18 protein-coding genes are annotated in these 22,607 nt (G+C 47.5%); 13 read left to right on the top strand and 5 right to left on the bottom strand.

From position 1 onward, the window contains the following. Positions 1 to 36 precede the first annotated feature (36 nt). Both BM243_RS12920 and BM243_RS12915 read right to left on the bottom strand, forming a co-directional pair. Positions 37 to 1,782, bottom strand: coding sequence for a putative bifunctional diguanylate cyclase/phosphodiesterase (locus tag BM243_RS12920; protein WP_074912762.1), 1,746 nt, complete (start codon positions 1,780 to 1,782; stop codon positions 37 to 39). A gap of 208 nt (positions 1,783 to 1,990) precedes the next feature. Then, on the bottom strand, positions 1,991 to 2,890 hold the full coding sequence (locus BM243_RS12915) for an EamA family transporter (protein WP_074912761.1): 900 nt from the start codon (positions 2,888 to 2,890) through the stop codon (positions 1,991 to 1,993). A gap of 491 nt (positions 2,891 to 3,381) precedes the next feature. On the opposite strand from BM243_RS12915, the gene BM243_RS12910 reads away from it, so the two are divergent. The 6 genes from BM243_RS12910 to BM243_RS12885 all read left to right on the top strand — a co-directional run bounded on the left by BM243_RS12910 (position 3,382) and on the right by BM243_RS12885 (position 11,943). Then, positions 3,382 to 5,691, top strand: coding sequence for a PEP/pyruvate-binding domain-containing protein (locus tag BM243_RS12910; protein WP_074912760.1), 2,310 nt, complete (start codon positions 3,382 to 3,384; stop codon positions 5,689 to 5,691). After that, the gene (locus tag BM243_RS12905) at positions 5,688 to 6,389 is read left to right on the top strand and encodes a glycerol-3-phosphate acyltransferase (RefSeq protein ID WP_074912759.1); all 702 of its coding nucleotides are present in this window, start codon (positions 5,688 to 5,690) and stop codon (positions 6,387 to 6,389) included. The genes BM243_RS12910 and BM243_RS12905 overlap by 4 nt, the downstream gene beginning before the upstream one ends. 2 nt (positions 6,390 to 6,391) lie before the next feature. Further along, positions 6,392 to 7,132, top strand: a complete 741-nt coding sequence (locus tag BM243_RS12900) for an ABC transporter ATP-binding protein (protein ID WP_074912758.1) — start codon at positions 6,392 to 6,394, stop codon at positions 7,130 to 7,132. Between the two features lie 2 nt (positions 7,133 to 7,134). Continuing rightward, the gene (locus BM243_RS12895) at positions 7,135 to 9,723 is read left to right on the top strand and encodes an FtsX-like permease family protein (protein ID WP_074912757.1); all 2,589 of its coding nucleotides are present in this window, start codon (positions 7,135 to 7,137) and stop codon (positions 9,721 to 9,723) included. Between the two features lie 221 nt (positions 9,724 to 9,944). Next, positions 9,945 to 10,574: a TetR/AcrR family transcriptional regulator gene (locus BM243_RS12890; RefSeq protein ID WP_074912756.1), complete on the top strand. Its 630-nt coding sequence runs from the start codon at positions 9,945 to 9,947 to the stop codon at positions 10,572 to 10,574. Position 10,575: 1 nt separating this feature from the next. Further along, the gene (locus BM243_RS12885) at positions 10,576 to 11,943 is read left to right on the top strand and encodes an MFS transporter (protein WP_074912755.1); all 1,368 of its coding nucleotides are present in this window, start codon (positions 10,576 to 10,578) and stop codon (positions 11,941 to 11,943) included. Here BM243_RS12885 and BM243_RS15590 read toward each other — a convergent pair. Next, positions 11,911 to 12,021: a hypothetical protein gene (locus tag BM243_RS15590; RefSeq protein ID WP_431602458.1), complete on the bottom strand. Its 111-nt coding sequence runs from the start codon at positions 12,019 to 12,021 to the stop codon at positions 11,911 to 11,913. The genes BM243_RS12885 and BM243_RS15590 overlap by 33 nt on opposite strands. Between BM243_RS15590 and BM243_RS12880 the strand changes: the two genes are divergently transcribed. From BM243_RS12880 to BM243_RS12850, 7 genes are all read left to right on the top strand, one after another. Beyond that, positions 12,002 to 13,447 carry a DUF6937 domain-containing protein gene (locus tag BM243_RS12880; protein ID WP_242943565.1) on the top strand — a complete coding sequence of 482 codons (1,446 nt, stop codon included), beginning with the start codon at positions 12,002 to 12,004 and terminating at the stop codon, positions 13,445 to 13,447. The genes BM243_RS15590 and BM243_RS12880 overlap by 20 nt on opposite strands. A 258-nt stretch (positions 13,448 to 13,705) precedes the next feature. Continuing rightward, positions 13,706 to 14,767: an ABC transporter substrate-binding protein gene (locus tag BM243_RS12875; protein WP_083422803.1), complete on the top strand. Its 1,062-nt coding sequence runs from the start codon at positions 13,706 to 13,708 to the stop codon at positions 14,765 to 14,767. A gap of 108 nt (positions 14,768 to 14,875) precedes the next feature. Beyond that, positions 14,876 to 15,991 carry an ABC transporter ATP-binding protein gene (locus BM243_RS12870; protein ID WP_074912753.1) on the top strand — a complete coding sequence of 372 codons (1,116 nt, stop codon included), beginning with the start codon at positions 14,876 to 14,878 and terminating at the stop codon, positions 15,989 to 15,991. Further along, positions 15,984 to 17,636 carry an ABC transporter permease gene (locus BM243_RS12865; RefSeq protein ID WP_074912752.1) on the top strand — a complete coding sequence of 551 codons (1,653 nt, stop codon included), beginning with the start codon at positions 15,984 to 15,986 and terminating at the stop codon, positions 17,634 to 17,636. The genes BM243_RS12870 and BM243_RS12865 overlap by 8 nt, the downstream gene beginning before the upstream one ends. Before the next feature lie 90 nt (positions 17,637 to 17,726). Continuing rightward, entirely contained in the window at positions 17,727 to 19,448 is a 1,722-nt protein-coding gene (locus BM243_RS12860; RefSeq protein ID WP_074912751.1) for a sensor histidine kinase, read from the top strand. Further along, a complete protein-coding gene (locus BM243_RS12855) occupies positions 19,445 to 20,206 on the top strand; it encodes a response regulator transcription factor (protein WP_074912750.1) in 762 nt (253 codons plus the stop codon). The genes BM243_RS12860 and BM243_RS12855 overlap by 4 nt, the downstream gene beginning before the upstream one ends. A 12-nt stretch (positions 20,207 to 20,218) precedes the next feature. Beyond that, the gene (locus BM243_RS12850) at positions 20,219 to 21,037 is read left to right on the top strand and encodes a Cof-type HAD-IIB family hydrolase (protein WP_074912749.1); all 819 of its coding nucleotides are present in this window, start codon (positions 20,219 to 20,221) and stop codon (positions 21,035 to 21,037) included. 127 nt (positions 21,038 to 21,164) lie between these two features. Here the strand turns inward: BM243_RS12850 and BM243_RS12845 are convergent, their stop codons facing one another. Then, a complete protein-coding gene (locus BM243_RS12845; RefSeq protein WP_074912748.1) occupies positions 21,165 to 21,776 on the bottom strand; it encodes a DUF1349 domain-containing protein in 612 nt (203 codons plus the stop codon). Between the two features lie 295 nt (positions 21,777 to 22,071). Further along, positions 22,072 to 22,515 carry a MarR family winged helix-turn-helix transcriptional regulator gene (locus tag BM243_RS12840; RefSeq protein WP_074912747.1) on the bottom strand — a complete coding sequence of 148 codons (444 nt, stop codon included), beginning with the start codon at positions 22,513 to 22,515 and terminating at the stop codon, positions 22,072 to 22,074. Between the last annotated feature and the right edge of the window lie 92 nt (positions 22,516 to 22,607).

Below are 22,607 nucleotides of genomic sequence, written 5' to 3'. Positions count from 1 at the left end.
TTTTATGCTCTAATTCGTGCCGATGCACTGCGATCTTTATACGGCAGCTTCGCTGGAGGAAGTGTTTTTCAGTAAATCTAGGGCATCATTCAGGGAAAGCCCTTTATGGAAGAAGTATCCCTGCAGATAGTCGCAGCCTTCTGCCTGGAGAAAGTTCCGCTGAGCTTCATTCTCCACACCTTCTGCAAGAACCTTAGCGCCTAGATTTCTGGACAGCTGGATGATGGAGCGGATGATGGCTAGATCTTTCTGGTTTCCTTCATCAATACGCCGGATGAAATCCATGTCGATCTTCAGGATATCCACGTGCAGGTAGGTGATGCGGCCAAGGGAGGAGTAGTCTTTTCCAAAATCATCCAAGGCCACGAGAAATCCCAGGCGCTTCAGAAGCATCAGATTGTCAATGACGCGGCTGTCATGATGGAAGGCGACGCTTTCGGTGACCTCCAGTACAATGCGGCTGGCGTCAGCGGATTCTTCGTAGAGGATGTTTTTGACTTTTTCACAAAAAGTCGGATCCAGTAGCTGCTGCAAAGACAGATTAATGGAAAGATACAGAGGATAGGGGTGGTGTTTCTGCATCGTTCGCTGATCCTGGCAGGCTTTTTGGAAGACCCACAGGCCAAGTTCGTGAATGAGACCGGACTTTTCAGCAAGGGGAATGAACTCCCCAGGCGATACGGGTCCGGTTTCGCTGCTGGTCCACCGAAGCAGCGCTTCAAAGGCGATGATGTGGTGGTTTCTTCCAGAGAGCTGGGGCTGATAGACCAGGTGAAACTCCTTACGCTCCAATGCGCCCTGAAGATGAAAGAGAAGAGTTGTGCTTCTCCTCACTTTTTCTTTGATGGAGGCATCACATAGAGTAACGGTGTTTTTCCCCAGGTACTTGGATTCATACATGGCCATATCTGCATTTTTCAGAAGTTCGAGTCCGGTGATGCCGTCTGCCGGGTACACAGCCACACCGATGCTGGCGGCAATCTGAAAGCTTCTACCTTCTACGGTCATGGGTGTTAGAAAAACCCCTTGAATCTCTTTCAGGTATTCTTTCATTTCCTGTTCTGTTTTGGTGTCAGACACCATGAAGAGAAACTCATCTCCGCCGGCTCTGGCGATGATGGTCTGTTCCCTGCGGATGGAGGATAGGCGTCTGCCGGTTTCTTTGAGGATCTTATCCCCGGCCTCGTGTCCCAGACTGTCGTTGACATTCTTAAAGGTGTCCAGATCCAGGATAGCCACCCAGAAGGAAGACAGGTGCTCTGAGGAACTGGCCAATTTTTTCTCCAGCTTCTCCTGGAAGTAATCACGGTTCGGAAGTGATGTCAGGGAATCCGTATAGGCCAGTCTCAGAAGGTGCTCCTCTTTCTTTTCCAGAAGTTTTCTGTGTTCTTCAATTTCTCTGAGATAGGTGCGGACCTGGCACTGATACCGGTCGATGAGCAGCAGGATAGAACCCAGCGAAGTGTAGATGAAAAGTCCTGGAAGAGCTTCGATGGTTCTGGTGGTGATGGTAAAAAATGCTGCGCTGAGGATGCTGCAGAAGTTCAGAAAGAGAGCGGTTTTCAGACCGAGCTTTTTCAGCTGCAGCACAAGGTATACGGAGATCAGCATCTGAAGGGCCGTGATGACCCCGGGCAGGTTGAAAAGCTCCAGATGATCCAGGGGATCCCGGGTGGAAATGATTAAAAGGATACCTAGAAATGAGTATAAAAAGATGGAGGTGATGAGTACAATGTGACTCATCTTCGTGGTGATTTCTTCTCGTACAGATTGACGTAGCATAGCCATCTCCTTCTCTGATGCGTATGGAGATTCTTATTTTGCTGCTCTATACCCAGTTGAGTTTCTCATAGAATCTTTACTCTCTTTATCGGTGGATCTGGCCTGAAGTTAATTGCAAGAAGAAAACCTGACAGTTTTTTATGGAAAAAAACGCCGCAGTTCTGGCGCTTTATGAAAAAGTAGAGCTGCGGCTTTGCGTTATAAAGTTTTAAAGCACTTCAGAAAGGGCTAGAACGAGGATTCCTGAAAGCACCGTGATGATGCTGGCATACTGAGGCTGATTCAGTTTCTCTTTCAGGAAGATTCGGGAAAGAAGCACGGAAAACACACTGTAAGAGGCGATGAGAGGGGCGGTGATGATGGCATTTCTCGCCATGGCGAATACATAGAAAAACTGCCCCAGGGTTTCAAAGGCTGCGGCCAGTCCCCGGTCCTTTTGTTTCAGAAGGGAGAAGGGTTCTTTCTTTATTCTGAGATAAAGAAGAAGCAGGAGAGCGCAGAGGAAAAAGGTGAACTCATAGGCGAGAAGCGCCTGATCCTCTCCGATGAGCTGCAGCTCATCCAGATATATGGCATCAAAAAATGTACCAAGTCCATCAATGATGCTGTAGAGGATGGGAAACAGGATGGCGAAGAGTCCTGTGCGGTACTTCTTTTTTTCCTGGGGGGAGAGAGGGAGAAGTTCCGCTTCTTTTTTCTCCTCCAAAGCCAGGGCCAGAATCCCCAGGGTAATGGTTACAATGGCTAAGATCTCCATCCAGCTTAAGGTGTGGTCAAAGAAAAAGAAAATGAGAAGCGCAGTGACCACGCCGGAAGAATTCTGTATGGGGGAGGAGATGGACAGCTCAATATAGCGCAGTCCCAGATAACCGACGGTCATGGACAGGATGTACATGAAGGACACAGGGAAATAGGTGACAAGGTAAAGGGGGGAAAACTCCACGTCCTTTATCAGCATATAGAAGAAGCCGTGGAGACCCATGACAAGACCCACCATGATGGCGGTCTTTAAGTGACTGGTTTTATCAGAAGGGACGGCGCCCTTTTTGTAGAACAGATCAGAGAATGCCCAGGATAGGGTGGTGATGATGGCAAACAGTAACCACATAATGAATTGTCGCTCCTTTGTTGTGGATTTTGTGTGATGATAAATTTAATTAAGTTTATTTTGGAATACCAAATACCTTTTCGGATGAAGGGAAACCTATATCATCATACCTTACAGAAAGGTTTTTTGTATAGCGCTTTTTTTAGGAAAGTACTGAATTTTTTACAGAGGAGCAGGAGGAGAACTCATTCTTAGCACTGGGTTTGCAGTGGTTTTTGAGAGCGAAAGAATATTTTTTTTCTGGGATAAGCAGTTCAGAGCTGAACCGGAAAAGTCCTATGTTTATGACGTGTATTATTTTGGCAATCCATGGACAGAATGGAAAGGCTATGAATATTTTGTCAAAAATTCAAGGGTGTATGGCATATTTTTCTAGTGAAGATTATAATAATATTATACTTATTTGCCTTAGAATTAACATGAAACTGAAAGATCAACACAAATACTGCAAAGAGGATTCAGAAAAGAGTAAGAGTAAATGAGGGGTTTCTATGAAATCAAGGTATCTTTATCCGCTGAGTGATTCTTCCATTGAAGCGAGAGGAGGCAACAAAGCGAAAAATCTGAGGTATCTAATGAAGCACAAGTATCCGGTGCCAAAAGGATTTGTGCTTGCTTATGATGCACTGGAGGAGTACGAACAAGGCGGAAATGCCGTGCTAGCACATATACGGAAAGAGCTGCTTGAATATCTCCATCCGGGGATTTCCTATGCGGTCCGTTCTTCCGCTTCTCTGGAGGATCAGGGTGATTTTTCCTGCGCAGGAGCCTTTGAAAGTTATCTTCATGTACGGGGAGCTGATGAGGTTCTAGAGAAGATCCTTGAGGTATGGGCTTCTCTTCAGTCAGAAAAGCTGATGGCTTATCTGGCGCAAAGCGGACTGACAAGAAGCAGCATCCGTATGGCTGTGATTATTCAGGAAATGGTCCATGCGGAGGTCTCTGGTGTTGCGTTTTCTAAAAATCCTATGACCGGTTTTTCAGAGATCATTCTGGAAGCGGCAGTGGGAGACGGGGAGTTTCAGATCCTAGAGAAAAAAGCACCGGAGAGATGGGTGGAGAAGTGGGGAGTCTGGAAAGAAAAACCCTCGGCTGCACTTTTACCGGAAGATGTGTCAAGAAAGCTCTGTGATGAGGTGGACTCCATTGCCAAAGGGTATGGACGTCCAGTGGACGTGGAATGGGCTTACGATGGAAAGAACATCTACTATCTTCAAGTGAGACCCATCACAAAACTGGACATACCAGTGTATTCCAACAAGATCACCAAAGAGATGCTGCCTGGCGTCATCAAGCCTTTGGTGTGGTCCGTGAACACTTCCTTCATCAATAAGATCTGGCGGGAGATCCTGGTGAGTCTTACAGGGGATCAAAGCATCGATCAAGATCACCTCACGGGCTATTTCTACGGAAGAGCCTATTTCAATATGGCTCTATTTGGTCAGGTGTTTGAAAGTATGGGCATTCCTTATGAAGGCCTTGAACTGCTTCTTGGGGTGGAGGAGGATGGACCAAGAAAGCCCCATCTGAAACCTGGAATGAAAGCCCTGAAGAGGGCGCCCAGTCTTCTTAAACTGACATCTTCCTTTCTGACTGCCGAGAAAAAATACAGGAAGATGGAAGAGGCGAAGCGCTCCCGTTACGAGGAGCTTGCCTTAGCCATTGAGGATGCCAAGAGTCCGGAAGAGTGTCTTCTTCTTGCAAAAGAAGTGCTGAAAGAAACAGAGCCTGTGACCTACTACAATATCATGCTGCCGATGCTCCTTATGATGATGCATCGGATGCTGAAAAGCACCCTAGAAAAAGAAGGGGTGGATGTGAGACATCTTACTTTGTCCGGTGTGGAGGAAGCGGCAAGAAAGTACAGCCCCCATGTGCATCTGGCAGAGATCCGCAAACAATACCATTTGCCGAAAGAGATGCTGACAGTGGACGAGAAGAGGGCCCTGGAAAAAGAAATCGAGGAGTTTTTACAGAAGTTTGGACACTTTTCAGACAGTGGCAATGACTGCTCCAAAAAACCATGGCGGGAGACCCCTGAGCTGATCTATGAGATGCTTCAGGCTGGTGGAAAGGATGTGGAGGAGGAGAAGATCACCTTTTCGGATCTGCCACGTCCTGTGAGAAGAAAGATGAAAAATCGGATGCTGCATAGAAGAACCAGCAGTCTGGCGGTGACAAGAGAATCGGTGAGCTCTCTTTATACCTTCGGATACGGTCAGTTCCGCCGCATCTTCATGAAACTGGGAGGGCTCATGAAAGAGGAGGGACTGCTAGAGGAGGTGGAAGATGTGTACTTCCTCTATTACAAAGAGCTGGAAGAGATTGTATATGAAGATAAAAAAGAGGATCTCATAGGTCTTGTGGAAAAGAGAAAGAAGGATCTTCTTCGTTATCAGGATGTTCCAGTGCCGGAACTCATCATTGGAAAGGATGAGCCGCCTCTTCAGGATGAGAAGGCAGGAGACTATGAAGGGATTCCCACTTCTCTGGGGGTTTATACAGGACCGGCCCGGGTGCTTAGGGGACTTTCTGATCATCATCTCATGACCCAGGGAGATGTGCTGATCATACCTTATTCTGATGTGGGCTGGGCACCACTTTTTGCCAGGGCTGGCGCTGTGATTTCAGAATCTGGAGGGATTCTTTCCCACAGCTCCATTGTGGCGAGAGAATACAGGATTCCAGCTGTGGTGTCGGTGAGAGGCGCCCTTAGGATCAAGGATGGCACCATGGTCACCGTGGATGGATACAGTGGAAAAATCAGTCTCATGAACCCTTGGGAGGTGGAGAACAGATGATGGAGTGGCAATTATTCATACTGCTTGCGGTGCTAGGATATCTCATTGGATCTATTTCCTTTGCCCGTATTCTGTTTCATGTGAAAAGACCGGGAGAAGAACCAGTGAAAATCAGGACCGTCTCTACGGACGGTTCCATTGTCATGGAGACCCATGCGGTGGGGGCCACCAGTGCCCTTCTTGCTTTTGGAAAGAAATGGGGACTTCTGATTATGGCGCTGGATCTTCTAAAAGCATTGATGCCCATGACCCTATACCGGGTACTGGGAGAGGAGCCCTATGGACATCTGGTCCTAGGGAATTTTATTCTCATGGGCCATCTGTGGCCGGTGTACAACCTCCGAAAAGGAGGGGGAGGGAACTCCACAGCCATGGGTATGATGCTGGCGGCGAGTCCTCTGGGATTTCTTGTGACCCAGGTTCTTGGCATGGTCATTGGGATGAAGATGAAAGGCGTCATGTTCATGGCGGGCATCCTTCTTTCCATACCCTGGTTCATGATGACAAAAGGAATCTTCAGTGCTGAAACACTGTTTGCGCTTGTCATGTCTGTCACCTATCTGGCGGCGCAGATGCCTGAAACGATGAAATTTCTTCAATTGAAAAAGAAGGGATACACCTTTGACTCAGATCAGGTGCTTCATATGATGCGCCATGGCAAAGGAAAGACGGATAGAGATGAACAGAGGGAGGGGTAGACATGCTAAATGCAGTAAAACTGTCCAAAATCTATGAGGGAGGGAAGCACCCGGTACACGCCTTGGTGGAGGTGGATCTTTCTGTGGAGGAAGGGGAGTTTGTCGCTGTCATGGGTCCGTCCGGCAGTGGAAAGTCCACCCTTTTGCATCTTCTGGGAGGATTGGATTCACCTTCTTCTGGTGCGATTCTTTTGGAGGGCAAAGTGGTGTCCAGCCTGTCTGATAAGGAAGCCACTCTCCTACGAAGAAGAAACATCGGATTTGTGTTCCAGTTTTATAATCTTCTGCCCACCCTCAGTGCAGAGGAGAACATTCTTCTGCCTCTTCTCATCGATGGGAAGAAACCGAAGGGGCATGAGAAGGAGATGGAAGATCTCATGGAGAAGGTGGGGATTCTTGACAGAAGATCCCATAGGCCCAGTGAACTCTCCGGAGGAGAGCAGCAGAGGGTATCCCTGGCAAGAGCGCTGATCACAAAGCCTAAGATCCTCTTGGCCGATGAGCCCACGGGAAATCTCGATTCTAAAACAGGAAGTCAGGTCATGGAGCTCCTTGCTCTTTTGTCAGAGGAAATGAAGCAGACCATCATCATGGTGACCCATGATCCCAAAGCTGCTTCCTATGCGGACCGGCTGGTGTATCTGGTGGACGGAAAAATCAGGACGGAGCTCCACTTTGAGAAGGATCTCCCGGTTCCAGAAAAAATGAAGAGGATTTTACGTAACCTTGAAAAGGAGGAGTGATCATGAGACTTGCAAGGCTTCTGACCATCCGGTCCATGAGAAAGAGAACCTCCAGGACAGTTCTGACCCTTTTTGGCATTCTCCTGGGGGTCAGTGCTCTTTTTGCCATCAACCATGTGAATGAAAAAGCCTTTTCCTCTTTGACGTCGTTTTTTGAAGGCACATCTGGAAAAGTTCATCTGGAGGTGAAGAATGCTGCTTTAGGAGAAAGTGTTCCTCTGGAGATTCTTGAAAAAGCAGAAGAAGTAGAAGGCATCGAAACATTGGTGCCCGTGGTGGAAGCAGCTGCTCTTTTAAAACAGGAGAAAGAGGAAGAAGAGAATCCCCTTTCCATGGGCGTTCTTGGACAGGGGCAAAACGGAATCACGCTCTATGGGGTAGACCTTTCACAGGAGAAAGCTGTCAGAGACTACGTTCTGGCGGAAGGGTCTTATTTCAGGAAAGACAGTGATCTTTCAGAGATTCTTCTGGTTCAGGACTATGCCATAGAGAGAGGGCTGAAACTGGGAGACGAGATCAAGATTCAGACATCTTCGGGTGTGCTGGAAGCGAAGATTTCTGGCCTTCTGAGGAAAGAAGGGGCAGGTCTTCTTCAGTTCGGAAAAGCTGGGTTTCTCCCTCTGAAGGGCTTACAGAAGTATCTCGACATGGGGGAGAGCGTCACAAGGCTTGATGTGAGAGTGAAAGGGGAGGCAGAGGATCCAAAGCGGGTAGAAGATGTGGAGAGCGCTCTTACAGAGGTTCTTGGAGAAAGCTATCAGGTGAGTGCGCCTTCTGCACAATCCGGAGATACCAGCGGGATGCTGTCTGGGTACCAGATCAGTCTCAATTTCATGGCAGGCATTGCTCTTTTTGTTGGTGCATTTCTCATCTATAATGCCTTTTCCATGACCGTGACAGAGAGAAAACGGGAGCTTGGGATTCTTCGCTGTGTGGGGCTCACCCGGGGACAGACAGCCCTTCGGATTCTGGAGGAGGGAGTCCTTTTGGGGCTCATCGGTGCTTTTTTAGGCATTCTTCTGGGGATTCTACTTTCCGATGGTCTTTCCTATTTTATGGAGAGGTTCTTAGGTCAGCCCGTGGAGCGCGGTGGATACTCTATGGCGCTCATTGTAAGAAGTATGGGGATCGGTATTTTTGTCACCCTTCTTTCAGCGGTTCTTCCGGCTCTTCAGGCAGGAAAAGTTTCTCCTTTGGAGGCGCTTCGGGTCCATACCCAAAGAAAAGTGGGGCGACTTGAACGGTACCTCTGGGTTCCGGGGCTTCTTCTTCTTTTGGTGTCGGCAGGGATTCTTCTGGCCAATCCTTTTTCTTATGATGTGCAGTTCAGGCTGGGAAGTCTCACGGTTTTTTCCCTCTTTGTGGGGGCAACGCTTCTCATCCCCGGCACCATCAGGTTCTGGCAGCATCTTTTGAAGGGACTCTTCACCCTGATCTTTGGGGATATGGGAGAGCTGGGCACCCGGAACATCATGCGCGCAAAAAACAGAACCATGCTTACGGTGGCGGCGCTCATGGTGGGGGTCTCCATGATCGTATCCACGGAAGGCATCACAGGTTCTTTCAGAAAGGATCTCAGTCTTTGGATGGATTCTTACCTGGGTGGGGATGTGTTCATCAGCGCAGCCCTTCCGGTGGATTTGAGTCTTAGGGAGGACATCGAGGATCAAGAGGAGACGCTTTATGTGTCGCCCAGTGTCATGGAAACAGCTTACTGGGAAAAGGAGGGTGAGACAGACGAGTCTGTGACGCTTCTTGGCATTGATCCCAAGACCTATGGAGAGGTCACAAGCTATGTCTTCAGTGAGGAGAACGTGGAAGAAGAGGAAGTTCTGAGGCGGTTTTCCATGGGCAGAAAGATCTTCATTTCAGAGGCTTCAGCCGCAAAGCTTAATCTTACGGTGGGGGATGAAATGGTATTGAAAACCCTGGAAGGGCCTGTTTCCTTTGAAATCATCGGAGTGCTCCTTGATTATTCCAGTCAAGGGATTTTACTGACAGCAACGCTGGACGATCTTCAGCAGTACTTTGGTGCAGACAAGGCCAGCGGATTCTCCATCCGGCTCAAGGAAGGGGAAGATGCGACGGCCTATGTGGAGAAGCTTAGAGATCTTTTTGAGGAAGACTATGAACTGCTCATCGAATCCAACAAAGAGCTTCGGATACAGGCGGAAAATCTCATGGCTCAGGCGTTCAGCATGTTTGATGTGCTGGGGCTTCTGTCCGTTGTGGTGGCAGCTTTAGGCGTTCTAAACACTCTCACCATGAGTGTCCTGGAAAGAACCAGAGAGATTGGCATGCTGAGAAGCATGGGGATGACTCGGACACAGGTGGTGAAGATGGTGCTCTCAGAAGCAGGGCTTCTTGGGATCATCGGAGGAATCCTTGGTCTATTCCTGGGACTTCTTCTCAGTTATATCCTCATTTCCGCCATGGGCATCATGTCCGGGTATCAGCTGGAGTTTGTGCTGCCAAGAAGTGCCATCTACACCAGCATTCTGGTGGCTTTTGTCACCTCTCTTCTGGCGGCGGTGTTTCCTGCGAGAAAAGCAGCGAGGATTCCGGTGCTTTCTGCCATACAGTATGAATGAGAAAAGACTTCCTTTGCGGCTTTTTGCGTAAGTTATATAAATGAAAAACGATGGATTGTGGATGAAAAGCATGGTCTCTCGCAGTTCTTCAAAAAGGTCAGATCCGTTGGGGTCTGACCTTTTTACTTTTTCAGATTATCCTTGACAACGTTTTCGTTCGGCGTAAAATGATAGGTAATCTATCTTTTTAATAGAATGACTATCAATAATGGAGGTGCCCCATGTCCCTATTAAAAAATGCAAAACGTAAAGCTGTAGTGGAAGAGGCGAAAAAGCTGTTTCTTTCGGATGGCATCCAGCAGGTGACCATCCAGGATCTGGCGAAGTATCTTTCCATGGGAGAAGCAACCCTCTACCGGTACTTCGGAAAGAAGCAGACTCTGGTCATGGAAGCGGGGATTCTCATCTGGGAAGATATTCTGGAGCAGATGGAAGGCATCGGGAAGAAGGCCACAGGTTTTGACAGCATCGAAGCTTTCTATAGTTTTTTCCTCACAACCTTTCAGGAGCACAAGGAATTTTTCCTCTTTGCAGAGGAGTTTGATCAGCTGCTTTTTCAGGAATCCATAGAGGAAGAACTGTTATCCGCCTATGAGTCCGTGATTCTCAAGCTGAAAGTTCTTTTTGATGGGCACTTCCAGACGGGGCTACAGGATGGAAGCATCAGAAGAGGGGTGGACCAGGACCTTTATTACTTCAGCACCAATCATGCAGTGCTTGGGCTCTGCCGAAAACTTGCCAGAGAAAAGAGTCTTATGAAATATGAGGACCGCATCGGAAAAATCAGTCAGATCCAGTGTCTTCTGGACATCTGCCTGAACTATATCAAAGTGGAGAGAGGGGAAAACTAAGATGAAAAAAGTGACAAATCGGGTCATGTGGATTTTTGCCATGGGTCAGCTGGGCTGGGCGATCCTGTCTGGTATCGTTGTGAACTGGCTGGTGTATTTTTATCAGCCTGTGGAGGAGCTTATAGAGTCCGGTCATCGGGTGTATATCTCCCAGGGGGTTGCTGTTTTAGGCGTTTTCACCCTTATTGGGGCCATCTCTGCCCTGGGAAGAATCATCGATGCGGTGACGGATCCTCTCATTGCGTCCTTATCAGACCGCAGTGCCCACAGACTGGGGCGGAGAATTCCATTTCTTCGGGGGGCAGCACTTCCTTTCTCCCTGGTGACAGTTCTGATCTTCATGCCACCTGTGGCAAGAACCGGGGGCCTTAATAATCTCTGGCTCATGGCCATGGTCTTTCTTTTCTATGTGTTCATGACCCTGTACTGCACACCTTATACCGCGCTGATTCCAGAACTTGGAAGAAGCCAGAAGGATAAGATCAACATCTCCACCTACATCTCCATCACCTTTATCCTGGGTACTGCTCTTTCCTACGGGGCCCCTTTCATCTGGGACATGTTCATCGCAGGGGGGATGGAAAGAACTGCGGCCATGCAAAGGACCTTTATGATCCTGGCTGTCATTGCCCTGATTTTCATGTGGATTCCGGCGCTTCTCATTGATGAGCGGGCATATGTCCATTCAGTTCCTTCAAAGAGCAAGGCCTTTGAGTCGCTGCTGAAGACCTTTCATAACAAGTATTTCAGGATTTTTGTCCTTTCTGACGCCTTGTACTGGATTGCCCTGACCATCTTCCAGACGGGACTGCCCTTCTTTGTGGTGAGGCTTCTGGGGCTTCAGGAAGGGATGATCACGGTGCTGTTTTTACTCATGACCTTCACCTCTTTCCTTTTTTACATTCCAGTGAATCTTCTGGCAAAGCGTCTGGGAAAAAAGAAGCTTGTCATCGCTGCATTTCTTCTCTTTGCCCTGGCATTCCTCTTCACAGGTCTGGGCGGTCTTCTGCCGCTGTCTGGCGAAGTCCATGGATACCTTATTGCCATCCTGGCTGCGGTGCCCATGGCCATCCTGGGTATTCTGCCCCAGGCCATGGTGGCGGACATTGCCCAGTATGACAGGGAAAAGACAAACGAAAGCCGTGAAGGGATGTTTTTTGCGGCAAGGACCTTTGTGTTCAAGCTTGGACAGTCGGTGGCCATGGTGCTGTTCACGTCCCTTGCAACCATCGGAAAGGACACAGGTCTTGGCTACCGTCTTGGACTTCTGGGGGCTTTGGTTCTATCACTTCTGGGCGCTGCGGTCCTCTTCTTCTATAAAGAAGAAGACATCCTTTTAGGGATCCAGTCCCTGGAGAAAGAAGCATGAAGAGAGAAAAATCAGCTCTCTCAAAGTTTTGTCAAACAGAATTAAGGAGGGAGTAACCATGGAAAGAGAAAAGATCATATTTGGCCATGTCATGGATGAGAGAACCATAAAAAAAGCTGCGGCCAGCAAAAGAAAGTTCATGAAAGAGTTTGGAGACGAGGAAGGAAAGAAGTACTATCTGAAGGCAGAAGAAAATGCGGTTCTTGGAAAAAGGATGCAGGTGGAGAATCTCCTCCTTTCTGAGGAGCCCATGACTTTTCCAGAAAATGCCTTCATTGTGGGGAATATCCGTATGGGCTTTGGCCATTACCGCATCGCCATGGCCATCGCCAGCTGTGCCCATGCTCTGGGATACAAGCCCTATTGGTTTGATCTCAGCAGTTTCCATGGCACCACGGGCAGTGAAATGATCAAAAAACAGAATGCGCTGTACTCCTTTGGATCAAAGCTGTCCCAAAGAAGCAGACTTTTCAACCGTTTTTATTGGGAGCCTCTCAACAGTGAGGGATTTCGGAAGCTCTCCTACAATGCAGTGGATCAGAAAAATGCGGAGCTTCTGGTGCCGCTTTATGCCAATTTTCCGAAGGACATTCCCTTTGCAGGAACCCACGTTTGGCCTGCTCAGGGGGCAGTCCATGGGGGGCTGAAGAATGTGGCCAATGTGATTCCGGACAACTGGCCCATGGGGCTTCATCTGTCCGAAGGAGCTCTTCATACAGTGCAGACGCCCTTTGCCTACGCTGGCTATAAGATGCTGAAAGGGATGTCGAAGAAGAAAACCCTAGGAATGCCTTCCGGCAGCCTTATGTATACAGGGCATTATGTGGACCATGAACTGGTGTCGAATCTATACGAAGACACGGAAGATAGAATGAAAAGGATCGAAGAAGGAAAGCCCTTAAGGCTTCTCATCCCAGTGGGCGGGGCTGGTGCTGGCAAAGAGATGATCAAAGAGCTTCTCAGGTACCTGACTCCAAAGATTGAAAAGAAAGAAGTGCAGGTTCTCCTGAATTTTGGAGACCATCTGAAGATGTACGAGGCCCTTTGTCAAGAGCTGCCTGAACTCATGAAGGGAGCGGCGGTGCACTTTGACACCTATGAGGAAGTGGAGAAGATGGCACTTCATATGGACCAGCATCTGGAAGGGGTCCATGTCTTTTATCATCAGGATATCTTTGAGGCGGTCTATGCCACCAATCTTCTCATGAGAGAGTCGGATCTTCTCGTCACAAAGCCCAGTGAGCTTTCTTTTTACCCTATCCCGAAGCTCTTTCTGAAACGTGTGGGGGGACATGAAGCCTATGGTGCTATTTACGCTGCCCAGCAGGGAGACGGTACGGCAGAATGTGAAACAAAAGAAGAAATGATCGGCATGATGGAAGCGCTGCTTTCTCAGAAGGAGCTTCTTCTTGCCATGAACCGCCGTATCCTTCAACTTCATAAGCAGCAGGTGTATCATGGTGGATATGAAGTGGTGAAGCTTCTGACGGAGAGAGAATCATAAAGTAAATAGAGTCCTGTGCTTCTAGAAGAATCAGAGAATACTAAAAAAGTTCAGTTCTATCCAATGACAGAAAAATATGCAAGAATATCACCATGAACCTTTGATTATAGAGGGATTCATGGTGATTTTTGTCGCTCTTTTTTCTGAAAACGATTTTCCGTCTGTTCATTTTTTAGGATATTTTAGTAGAATTATCGGTTTTAAGAACGTTTACATGGGTCTACAATGAAACTATCAAAACAAACGGGGGTAACATACATGAAAAAAGTCGCAGCTTTACTACTTTCTGCCGTGATGATTCTTTCACTGGCAGCATGCGGAACAAAAGAAGAGGCACCAAAGGAACCAGGCAATGAGAATCCTGTGGAAACGCCTAATGAAGAAGATAAAGAAACCAAGAACCTTGTGATTTACTGTCCGCATCCACTGGAATTCATCAACCCTCTGGTCAGCGAATTTGAAACCCAGAGCGGCATCAAGGTGGAAGTCATTGCAGCAGGGACAGGAGAACTGTTAAAGAGAGTAGAATCTGAAGCAGCAAATCCACTGGGGGATATTTTCTGGGGGGGATCCTTATCCACAGTAAAGCCACTGATGAATCTTTTTGAAGACTACACCAGTGCCAATGAAGATGCAGTGCAGGATGACTTTAAAAACACAGAAGGACCACTGACAAGATTCACAGACATCCCAAGCGTTCTTATGATCAACACCAACCTCATCGGAGATGTGGAAGTGAAGGGCTATGAAGATCTTCTGAAGCCTGAACTGAAGGGCAAGATCGCCATGGCAGATCCTTCCAAGTCTTCTTCTTCCTATGAGCACCTGATCAACATGCTCTACGCCATGGGCGAAGGAGATGCTGAAAAGGGATGGGACTATGTGGACAAGTTCATCCAGAACCTGGATGGAAAGCTTCTTTCCGGTTCTTCAGCAGTTTATAAGGGTGTAGCTGACGGAGAATATGTGGTAGGCTTGACCTTCGAAGAAGGTGGCGCAAAGTACGTGGCGGATGGCGCACCTGTGGAACTGGTTTACATGGAAGAAGGCGTAATCTCCAAGCCAGACGGTATCTATATCATCAACGGAGCCAAGAATATGGCAAACGCCAAGGCGTTCATCGATTTCATCACTTCCAAGGAAGCACAGACCATCATCGTGGAAAAGCTCAACAGAAGATCCGTTCGTAAGGACGTTCCTGCGCCAAGCTACATGATGCCAAAGGAAGACATGAACATCATCTATGACGAAGAAGACTACGTGGTCGCCAATAAGAATACATGGCTTGAAAAGTTCAACGACATATTCACAGACTACTAGAATCCATAGAAAAAAGAGTCAAGCGGAGAAAAAGGAGCCCACAACTTCGTTGTGGGTTTTCTTACGCAAAAAATACCGGAAATCGGAGTATAACAAAGGAGAAAAAATATGAGCAATTCCATTGGAGTCAAAAATGCGGTGAAACGCTTTGGGGATGTCACAGTCATTCCAGATCTGTCCATTGAAATCAAAAATGGAGAATTCTTCACGCTCCTCGGCCCATCGGGCTGTGGAAAAACAACACTTTTAAGGATGATTGCAGGATTCAACAGCATCGAGGGAGGAGAGTTCAGTTTTGACGAAAAAGTCATCAATGAGATCCCTGCCCACAAAAGAAACATCGGTATGGTGTTCCAGAACTATGCCATCTTCCCGCACCTCACGGTCAGGCAGAATGTGGAGTATGGTCTGAAGATCCGTAAAATGGAGAAGAAAGCCATGGAAAAGAGAGTGGATGATATTCTGGATGTGGTGAAAATCAAGGAGTATCAGGACAGACTTCCAGAACATCTTTCCGGAGGACAGCAGCAAAGAGTAGCTTTAGCCAGAGCCATTGTCATTCACCCTAACGTGCTTCTCATGGATGAGCCTCTTTCCAATCTGGATGCCAAGCTCCGAATTGAAATGAGAAGCGCCATCCGGGATGTGCAGAAGCAGGTGGGCATCACCACAGTATATGTCACCCATGACCAGGAGGAAGCTCTGGCCATTTCTGACAGAATCGCTGTCATGAAAGGCGGAATCATCCAGCAGGTGGATGCGCCTGAAAAAATCTATACAAGGCCTTATAACGTGTTTGTGTCCACCTTCATCGGTCACTCCAATCTTTTCCACGGCATCGTGGTCAAAGAGGAGGATGGCATAGGGGTGCAGTTCATGGATGGCACAAAGACCTGCCTCAATACTTTAACGGATGTGACACCAGGGACAAAGGTCACCGTGGGGATCCGTCCAGAGGAGTTTGGGCTATCTGAAACAGGGATTCTTGCCAGAGTGAAGAACAAGACCTTCCTTGGCAGATACATTGTGTATGAACTGGACCTTCCAGAAGATATGATTCTTCCTGGACAGAGCTCCATTGAGTTTTCTCAAGATCTTGGGCAGGCGGAGAAGCTTTATGAAGTGGGCGAAACATTCTTCTTGAGACCCAACCCTTCCAAGATCAATGTCTTTACTGAAGACGGGGAGAAGAGCCTGATAAAGGATGTGAGATGGGATGGCTAAAAAACGTTCCTTTACCTTCTGGTCCGGTGTGACCCTGGTCATTGTCCTTATTTTTACACTCTTTATTGTATATCCCCTCCTGTCCTTGTTTGTCAGTGCCTTTAGAGATCCTGAGACTCAAGCATTCACCCTGGAGAACTTCATGAAGTTCTTCTCGAAAAAGTACTATATGAGAGCCCTTGGAAACAGCTTCAAGGTCACCACCCTGACCACGCTTTTGGCAGTGTTCATCGGTGCGCCTCTGGCGTATCTCACCACGGCTTTTAAAATCAAAGGAAAGGGACTTCTGGATATTCTCATCATCATTTCCATGCTGTCTCCACCGTTCATCGGTGCCTATTCCTGGGTGCTCCTTGCGGGAAGAAGCGGCGTGATCACTACTTTTGTCAGAAATACCTTTGGGATTGAACTGGGATCCATCTATGGCTTTGGCGGCATTCTTCTGGTGCTGACTCTAAAGCTTTATCCCTACATCTACATGTACACCAAGGGCACCCTGAAGAAAGTGGATGCCTCCCTCATCGAAGCCAGTGAAAGCCTGGGCTGCTCCGGCATCAAGAAGATCTTCACGGTCATTATGCCGCTGATCACCCCCACCATCCTGGCGGGAGGCCTCATTGTGTTTATGAATGCTTTGGCGGATTTTGGCACACCGATGCTCATCGGAGAGGGCTTTGTGGTTATGCCGGTTCTCATCTACAACGAGTTCATCAGTGAAATGGGCGGTTCTGCAAGCTTTGCAGCAGCCATCGCAGTGATCCTTGTCATGGTGACCTCTGTGATGTTTGTGCTTCAGAAGTATGTGGTGAACAAAAAATCCTTCACCATGAGCTCTTTAAGACCCATCCAGGCAAAAGAGCTGAAGGGGTGGAAAAATATTGCTGCTCATGTGCTGATCTATTTCATTGTTTTTGTTTCCATCATTCCACAGGCTACGGTCATTTACACTTCTTTCAAAGCCACTTCAGGAGCCATCTTTGTCAAAGGCTTCTCACTGGAGAGCTACAGAAAGATCTTCACAAGCTTGGGTGGACCCATTGTGAACACTTATAAATTCGGTGTCATTGCCATCGTCATCATTGTGCTGCTTTCCATGTTCATCTCCTACCTCACCACCCGAAGAAAGAGCACATTGACAAACATCATCGATACCCTGACCATGTTCCCTTACATCATTCCAGGATCTGTTCTTGGTATCACCCTTCTCATCAGCTTTAATGACAAGCCACTGATTTTAAGCGGCACAAGTCTTATCATCATCGTGGCCTTTGTGGTGAGAAGAATGCCTTATACGCTCCGCTCCAGTGCGGCGATCCTGTACCAGATCAGTCCCAGCATGGAAGAAGCGGCGGTGAGTCTTGGAGACTCTCCGGTGAAGTCTTTCTTCAAAGTCACGGCCATTATGATGCTTCCAGGGGTGCTGTCCGGTGCCATTTTGAGCTGGATCACCATCATCAACGAGCTCAGCGCTTCTGTCATCTTGTATACCGGAGACACCAGAACCATGTCGGTGTCCATTTATACAGAAGTCATCCGGGCAAGCTATGGAACAGCTGCGGCTCTAGCCAGTATCCTGACACTCACCACGGTGGTTTCGCTTCTCCTCTTCTTTAAAGTATCTGGAAAGAAGGAAATCAGCCTCTAGAATTCTAGTGGCGGGAATTTGTAAACTCAAGTAGAATAGAGTTTGGTATTACATGTTGTAATTGGTCTTATGGAACCATGGAGGGTAAAAATGCTAAAGAGAAAACACAGTTATTTTAAGGATGACATCCGGCGAATGCTTCTTCTCTACGCATTTCTGCCCGCCATGGTTCTTACTTTTTTCCTTCTTTTTATGTTTTTCTTTTACTGGAACATGGAGCTGAAAAATACAGTAGAGGCGGAAAATAATCTCATGGCAGAGAAGTTTCAGGAAGCTTCTCTGAACTACAGGGACTTCATGGAAGAGCTCTCCCGGGAACAGGAAGTGTTTTCTGGTGACCTTTCTTCCAGCCAGAGAGCAGAGATCTATGACCAGTTCTACAGCATCAGCAATGACATGAAAATCTCAGGGGATCTCTATCTTTTCCTCAGTGAAGAGGAACCCATTCTTCTTGGCAGAAAGAATCTGCCCTACTATCTGGACGGTCAGAGTTATGGGAACTGGGGCATTTTCAACATGATGAAGGCAAGAAAGGAAACCCTTTCTGTCCGGGTCATGGAAGAGTCTGAGGGCAACATGCAGCTGGTTTTCGGAAGGCAGGTTTTAAAAGAGGGTGTCCCCATGGGCTATATTGTCATTGTGATGGATGGCAGACAGTTCCGGGTGCTTTTGTCGGAGCAGTCCTCTCAGACTGTGGTGACGGATGCCATGGGGAGAGCATATATTACAAATAATTACACTTTTTTGGACAATCTGAACCGTATGTCTTTGGAGCTTTCGCCGGATGAAAGCCTTCTGGAAACTCAGAAGGACGGTTATTACCTCAGGGGACAAGAGATTCTGGAGGGAGAGTTGAGAATCTATTCTATGCGGAACATCAACAGTCAGATGAACTTCTTCTTCACCCTGGGCGGAGTGCTTCTTCTGGTCTTTGGACTGATCATCCTTTTGGTTCTTTACAGCACCAAAAAAATGGCAGCATCCAAGACGGAAGATCTCTATAAGATCATCGATGCCTTCAAGGGAGCTCAGGAAGGAGACTTCACGGTGAAGACAGAAATCCGCAGCCATGATGAGTTTCAGACCATCGGGGACTCCTTCAATGAGATGCTGGAGAAGCTGAAGGTTCAGATTGAGCGGAACAAGGAAATGACGGAAAGGCTTTCCGCCACGCAGCTCCGGCAGCTGAGATCCCAGTTCAATCCGCATTTTCTCTATAACACCCTGGACAACATCCGATTTATGGTTCATTTTAAACCAGAAGACGCCAGCAGTATGATTCTCAGCCTGTCGAATCTTCTTCGGTACAGTCTGGATAACAAAAGAGAAGAAGTGCCTCTTTCCCTTGATATGGAGTATACGGAGAACTACCTGAAGATCATGAAATTCCGTTTCGGAGAAAGACTTTCCTACGAAGTGCGGATGGAGGAGCTCGCCAAAGAGGTTCCCATTCCGAAGCTTCTCATCCAGCCCATGATTGAGAATGCCATAAAGTACGGCTATGAGGGTAAAGACCACCTTCATGTGAGTATTTCGGCCTTTATGCGGGAGAAGGAAATGGTGCTGGTTTGTGAGGACAATGGGGCAGGGATGAAAAAAGAGACACAGGAAGAGATTTCAAAGCTTTTATCTGAAGATGCGGAATCCAGTTCTCATCTGGGACTTTTTAATATCCACAGGAGACTGAAGCTGAGATATGGGGAAGGGGCTGGAATTGAGATCATTTCCAGCGAAGGCGCTGGGACAAGGGTGGAGGTTTCTGTGCCCTTCCTGAAGGAAATGGAGTCAGATAAAGGAGGTGCAGCAGGATGATTCGAGTACTCATTGTAGAAGATGAAGAATTCATCAGAAAGGGCCTGGTCCATACCATGGACTGGCTGAAAATGGACTGCCTTGTAGTAGGAGAAGCGGAAAATGGAGAAGAGGGCTATGAGAAAATCCTTCAGATGAAACCGGATCTGGTCCTAACGGACATCAGGATGCCGAAGCTGGATGGCATCACCATGATTGAAAAGGCCAAAAAGGTAGAGAAGTTCCATTCTATTCTTCTTACCAGCTATGCGGAGTTTGAGTATGCAAAGCGCGCCATCACTGTAGATGTTTCCTCTTACCTTTTGAAGCCCGTCTCTGAGAAAGAACTGGAGGAGGCTGTGGAAAGAGTCCGGATGGATCTGAGGCAATATAAGAATCCGAAGGAGGAAGAAAAGAATCCGCTTCTTCGAGAAATGGAAGAGATCATGGCCCAGGGAAGTGCCACCAATTATTACGTGGTGGAAACCATAAAAGCCATTACCAAAGAGTATGGGAGCAGAATCAGTATTGAGACTGTTTCTTCACAGCTGGGGGTGAGCCCCAGTTATCTCAGCAGAAAATTCAAGGAAGTCACAGGAAAGACATTCCTTGAAGTGCTTCATGAGTACCGGATCATACAGAGTGCGAAGCTTCTCGCCACGGGCAAGTACCGGGTGGGGGAAGTGGCGGATCTCAGCGGGTTTTCGGATTACAAGCACTTCTACAGTGTCTTCAAGAAATATACGGGTATTGCACCCACAGAGTACACGAAAGGGTAAGGGATAAGAACCATGAAAGAACTGAAGAATATTATGCTGCTCAGCGATATGGACGGAACGCTTCTGGGAGACGATATGAGAGTGTCTTCGAAGAACAAGAAAGCTATTGACAGATTTATTGAGGCAGGAGGCACCTTCGGCATTGCCACGGGGAGAAGCCAGGTGAATGTGAAGCCTTTTATTGAAGGGGTTTCCATCAATGGCCCTTCCATTCTCTATAATGGAGCCATGCTGTACGACTTTCATCAGGAGAAAGTCGTTGATGTGGTGACTTTAGAGAAAGAGGGGCTGAAGGATGTGATGAAATGGATTCTTCAAACCTATCCGGAAGTGATGATTTTTGTGTACACAAAAGAGGAGAGCCATCTATTGTCCGGAAAGGATCTGGCAGAGGAGAGCATTCTAAAAGATCATGAGCCTTATGTGGTTTCAGAGCTTTCTCGTATAGAGCAGGAGCCTTGGGTAAAGATACTCTTAGCTGGCATCGGGGAGGATCTGGAAGCCATCCGAAGACATTTGGAGGAAAAGGATCCAGACCACTACAGATGGGTATCCTCAGCGGATATTTTTCTGGAGATCCTTCCTGCTCATGTGTCAAAATCCACTATGTTCCCAAAACTGAAGAAAACCTTCGGGGAGGAGATGCGCATTGTGGTTCTCGGAGACTACTATAACGATGTGGAGATGCTGAAAGAGGCGGACTACAGTGTGGCCATGGGGAATGCGCCGGAAGACCTTAAAGCCCTGGCCAAGGATGTGACAGGCTTCAACTATGAGGATGGTGTGGCGCAGTTTATTGAGAGGCTTCTGAAGGGAACTGTAGAAATTTAAGGATGAATTTTCTTTATTCATCCACGTATCTTTTTGACACATAATAAGTAAAGAGCCGCTGCAGCACCTGGTATGTAAGGTGACTGGCAGCGGCTCTTGTCTTAGAAATGAATTCATAGGAAGGGTGTTAAAGGGAATCATCGGGCTTTTGCCCTTCGTGTGGAAGCCACTTGCACTCTGTCATCTCCATATGGGTGAAGGCAGCAAGAAAGGAGGAGTCTTCTGGACTGCAGGCGTAGAGGCCAAAGGAGATTTCTCCTTTTCCTTCAAAGAGGTGACAGATCCGAATCTGATGGAAGGTCATCCCGTCTTCGGAGCATTCGATGCGAAAATCATCCAGTCTTCGGCTGAGTCTGTACCACATGGATTTTATCCCTGCATCGATTTCTGTGGTGGCCCAGTCTGAGTAGCCGTGATTGGTCACGACGCTGCCTAGATGCTGAAACTTCTCGTCTTCATACTCGATGGAGGCTTTGATCCAGTTGTCACTGTCCAGATAAATACAAACGCCGCACTGATCAAAGCGGTGCTTGCAGTCAAATTCTGTCTTCACCACAAAGGAGAAGTAGGGTTCTGAGGTTTTCATTTGGAGCACTGGAGCGTTGTCATTCCGGAAGTGATAATAGGTTTTTTGCCACAGATCCGTATGGGGCAGACTGGTGATTTCAATCTTCTCTGGGGTGATCTTATAGTGTTCAGGCTCTCTTGTCCATTCCAGTTTTTTAGTATCAAACATCATACAAATTACCTCCAATGTTTTGTTTATAAGTTTTATGTTTCCTTGGCAGAAAGGATTCTCCTTCGTGGCAAGGATATAGGATGGATCCTTGGGAAGATAGTCGGATGGGGTTCCATACGTTTTCCTCATTATAAGTGGTTTCTTTGGATGCTTCAACAAAATCCCCGGTAAGGAGAGTCTTCTCATAGGAATCTTCACATAGGAAGAGCCGCTGCAAAAAATCTGTAGAGATTTCTTGGCAGCGGCTTAATGCTTATATTTGGCAGAGGACAAAAGATTTTATGACTTATTTGGTCTACTCTTCTTCTTGGCTTATGGACCTCTGGGAGAGGATCTCCAGAAGATCGTCTAAAGAGTGTAAGATCACATCCACATCATACTTGGGGTCATCGATGCCTTTAAAGGTGGTCATGAGGGTGCTTTCTTTACAAAGCTCATGGCAGGTGCTTTCTTTGCCCACCAGGGAGACTTTTCTCTGGTCACTTTCACAGACGTGGTTTTCAATATAGCCCACCTCAATGAGTTTCCGGATGGCTTTGGAGGCGGTGCTTTTTTTCATGCCCAGCCGTTCGCAGACGCTCTGAAGATCTGTATGGGGATTGTTTTTCACATCCAGCACAATCATCAGTTCCGATGGATTGAGATCTTCCTCCTTGGCAATTTCAGCAAGGCTCAAACTCATGAGATGGTTGATCTTTAATAGTTTGGTATACAGGGCATCCATGGTTTCAAAGTTCATATTTTTCAGCCTCCTTTCATCTCAAGCTATGGGCGGGTCTACTGGGGTCAGCTCTTTCTATAGGGAAACAAGCTCTGAAGACCTAAGGCCTC

The organism is Proteiniclasticum ruminis, from assembly GCF_900115135.1.
GTDB classification, from domain to species: Bacteria; Bacillota; Clostridia; order Clostridiales; family Clostridiaceae; genus Proteiniclasticum; species Proteiniclasticum ruminis_A.
Note: the sequence above shows the minus strand (reverse complement) of the source record. Positions and strands in the feature narration are given on the sequence as shown.

What these genes read in the sequence shown, in the direction of transcription:
- BM243_RS12920 (WP_074912762.1), bottom strand. Translation starts at nt 1,782, where the DNA reads ATGCTACGTCAATCTGTACGAGAAGAAATCACCACGAAGATGAGTCAC.
- BM243_RS12915 (WP_074912761.1), bottom strand. Translation starts at nt 2,890, where the DNA reads ATGTGGTTACTGTTTGCCATCATCACCACCCTATCCTGGGCATTCTCT.
- BM243_RS12910 (WP_074912760.1), top strand. Translation starts at nt 3,382, where the DNA reads ATGAAATCAAGGTATCTTTATCCGCTGAGTGATTCTTCCATTGAAGCG.
- BM243_RS12905 (WP_074912759.1), top strand. Translation starts at nt 5,688, where the DNA reads ATGATGGAGTGGCAATTATTCATACTGCTTGCGGTGCTAGGATATCTC.
- BM243_RS12900 (WP_074912758.1), top strand. Translation starts at nt 6,392, where the DNA reads ATGCTAAATGCAGTAAAACTGTCCAAAATCTATGAGGGAGGGAAGCAC.
- BM243_RS12895 (WP_074912757.1), top strand. Translation starts at nt 7,135, where the DNA reads ATGAGACTTGCAAGGCTTCTGACCATCCGGTCCATGAGAAAGAGAACC.
- BM243_RS12890 (WP_074912756.1), top strand. Translation starts at nt 9,945, where the DNA reads ATGTCCCTATTAAAAAATGCAAAACGTAAAGCTGTAGTGGAAGAGGCG.
- BM243_RS12885 (WP_074912755.1), top strand. Translation starts at nt 10,576, where the DNA reads ATGAAAAAAGTGACAAATCGGGTCATGTGGATTTTTGCCATGGGTCAG.
- BM243_RS12880 (WP_242943565.1), top strand. Translation starts at nt 12,002, where the DNA reads ATGGAAAGAGAAAAGATCATATTTGGCCATGTCATGGATGAGAGAACC.
- BM243_RS15590 (WP_431602458.1), bottom strand. Translation starts at nt 12,021, where the DNA reads ATGATCTTTTCTCTTTCCATGGTTACTCCCTCCTTAATTCTGTTTGAC.
- BM243_RS12875 (WP_083422803.1), top strand. Translation starts at nt 13,706, where the DNA reads ATGAAAAAAGTCGCAGCTTTACTACTTTCTGCCGTGATGATTCTTTCA.
- BM243_RS12870 (WP_074912753.1), top strand. Translation starts at nt 14,876, where the DNA reads ATGAGCAATTCCATTGGAGTCAAAAATGCGGTGAAACGCTTTGGGGAT.
- BM243_RS12865 (WP_074912752.1), top strand. Translation starts at nt 15,984, where the DNA reads ATGGCTAAAAAACGTTCCTTTACCTTCTGGTCCGGTGTGACCCTGGTC.
- BM243_RS12860 (WP_074912751.1), top strand. Translation starts at nt 17,727, where the DNA reads ATGCTAAAGAGAAAACACAGTTATTTTAAGGATGACATCCGGCGAATG.
- BM243_RS12855 (WP_074912750.1), top strand. Translation starts at nt 19,445, where the DNA reads ATGATTCGAGTACTCATTGTAGAAGATGAAGAATTCATCAGAAAGGGC.
- BM243_RS12850 (WP_074912749.1), top strand. Translation starts at nt 20,219, where the DNA reads ATGAAAGAACTGAAGAATATTATGCTGCTCAGCGATATGGACGGAACG.
- BM243_RS12845 (WP_074912748.1), bottom strand. Translation starts at nt 21,776, where the DNA reads ATGATGTTTGATACTAAAAAACTGGAATGGACAAGAGAGCCTGAACAC.
- BM243_RS12840 (WP_074912747.1), bottom strand. Translation starts at nt 22,515, where the DNA reads ATGAACTTTGAAACCATGGATGCCCTGTATACCAAACTATTAAAGATC.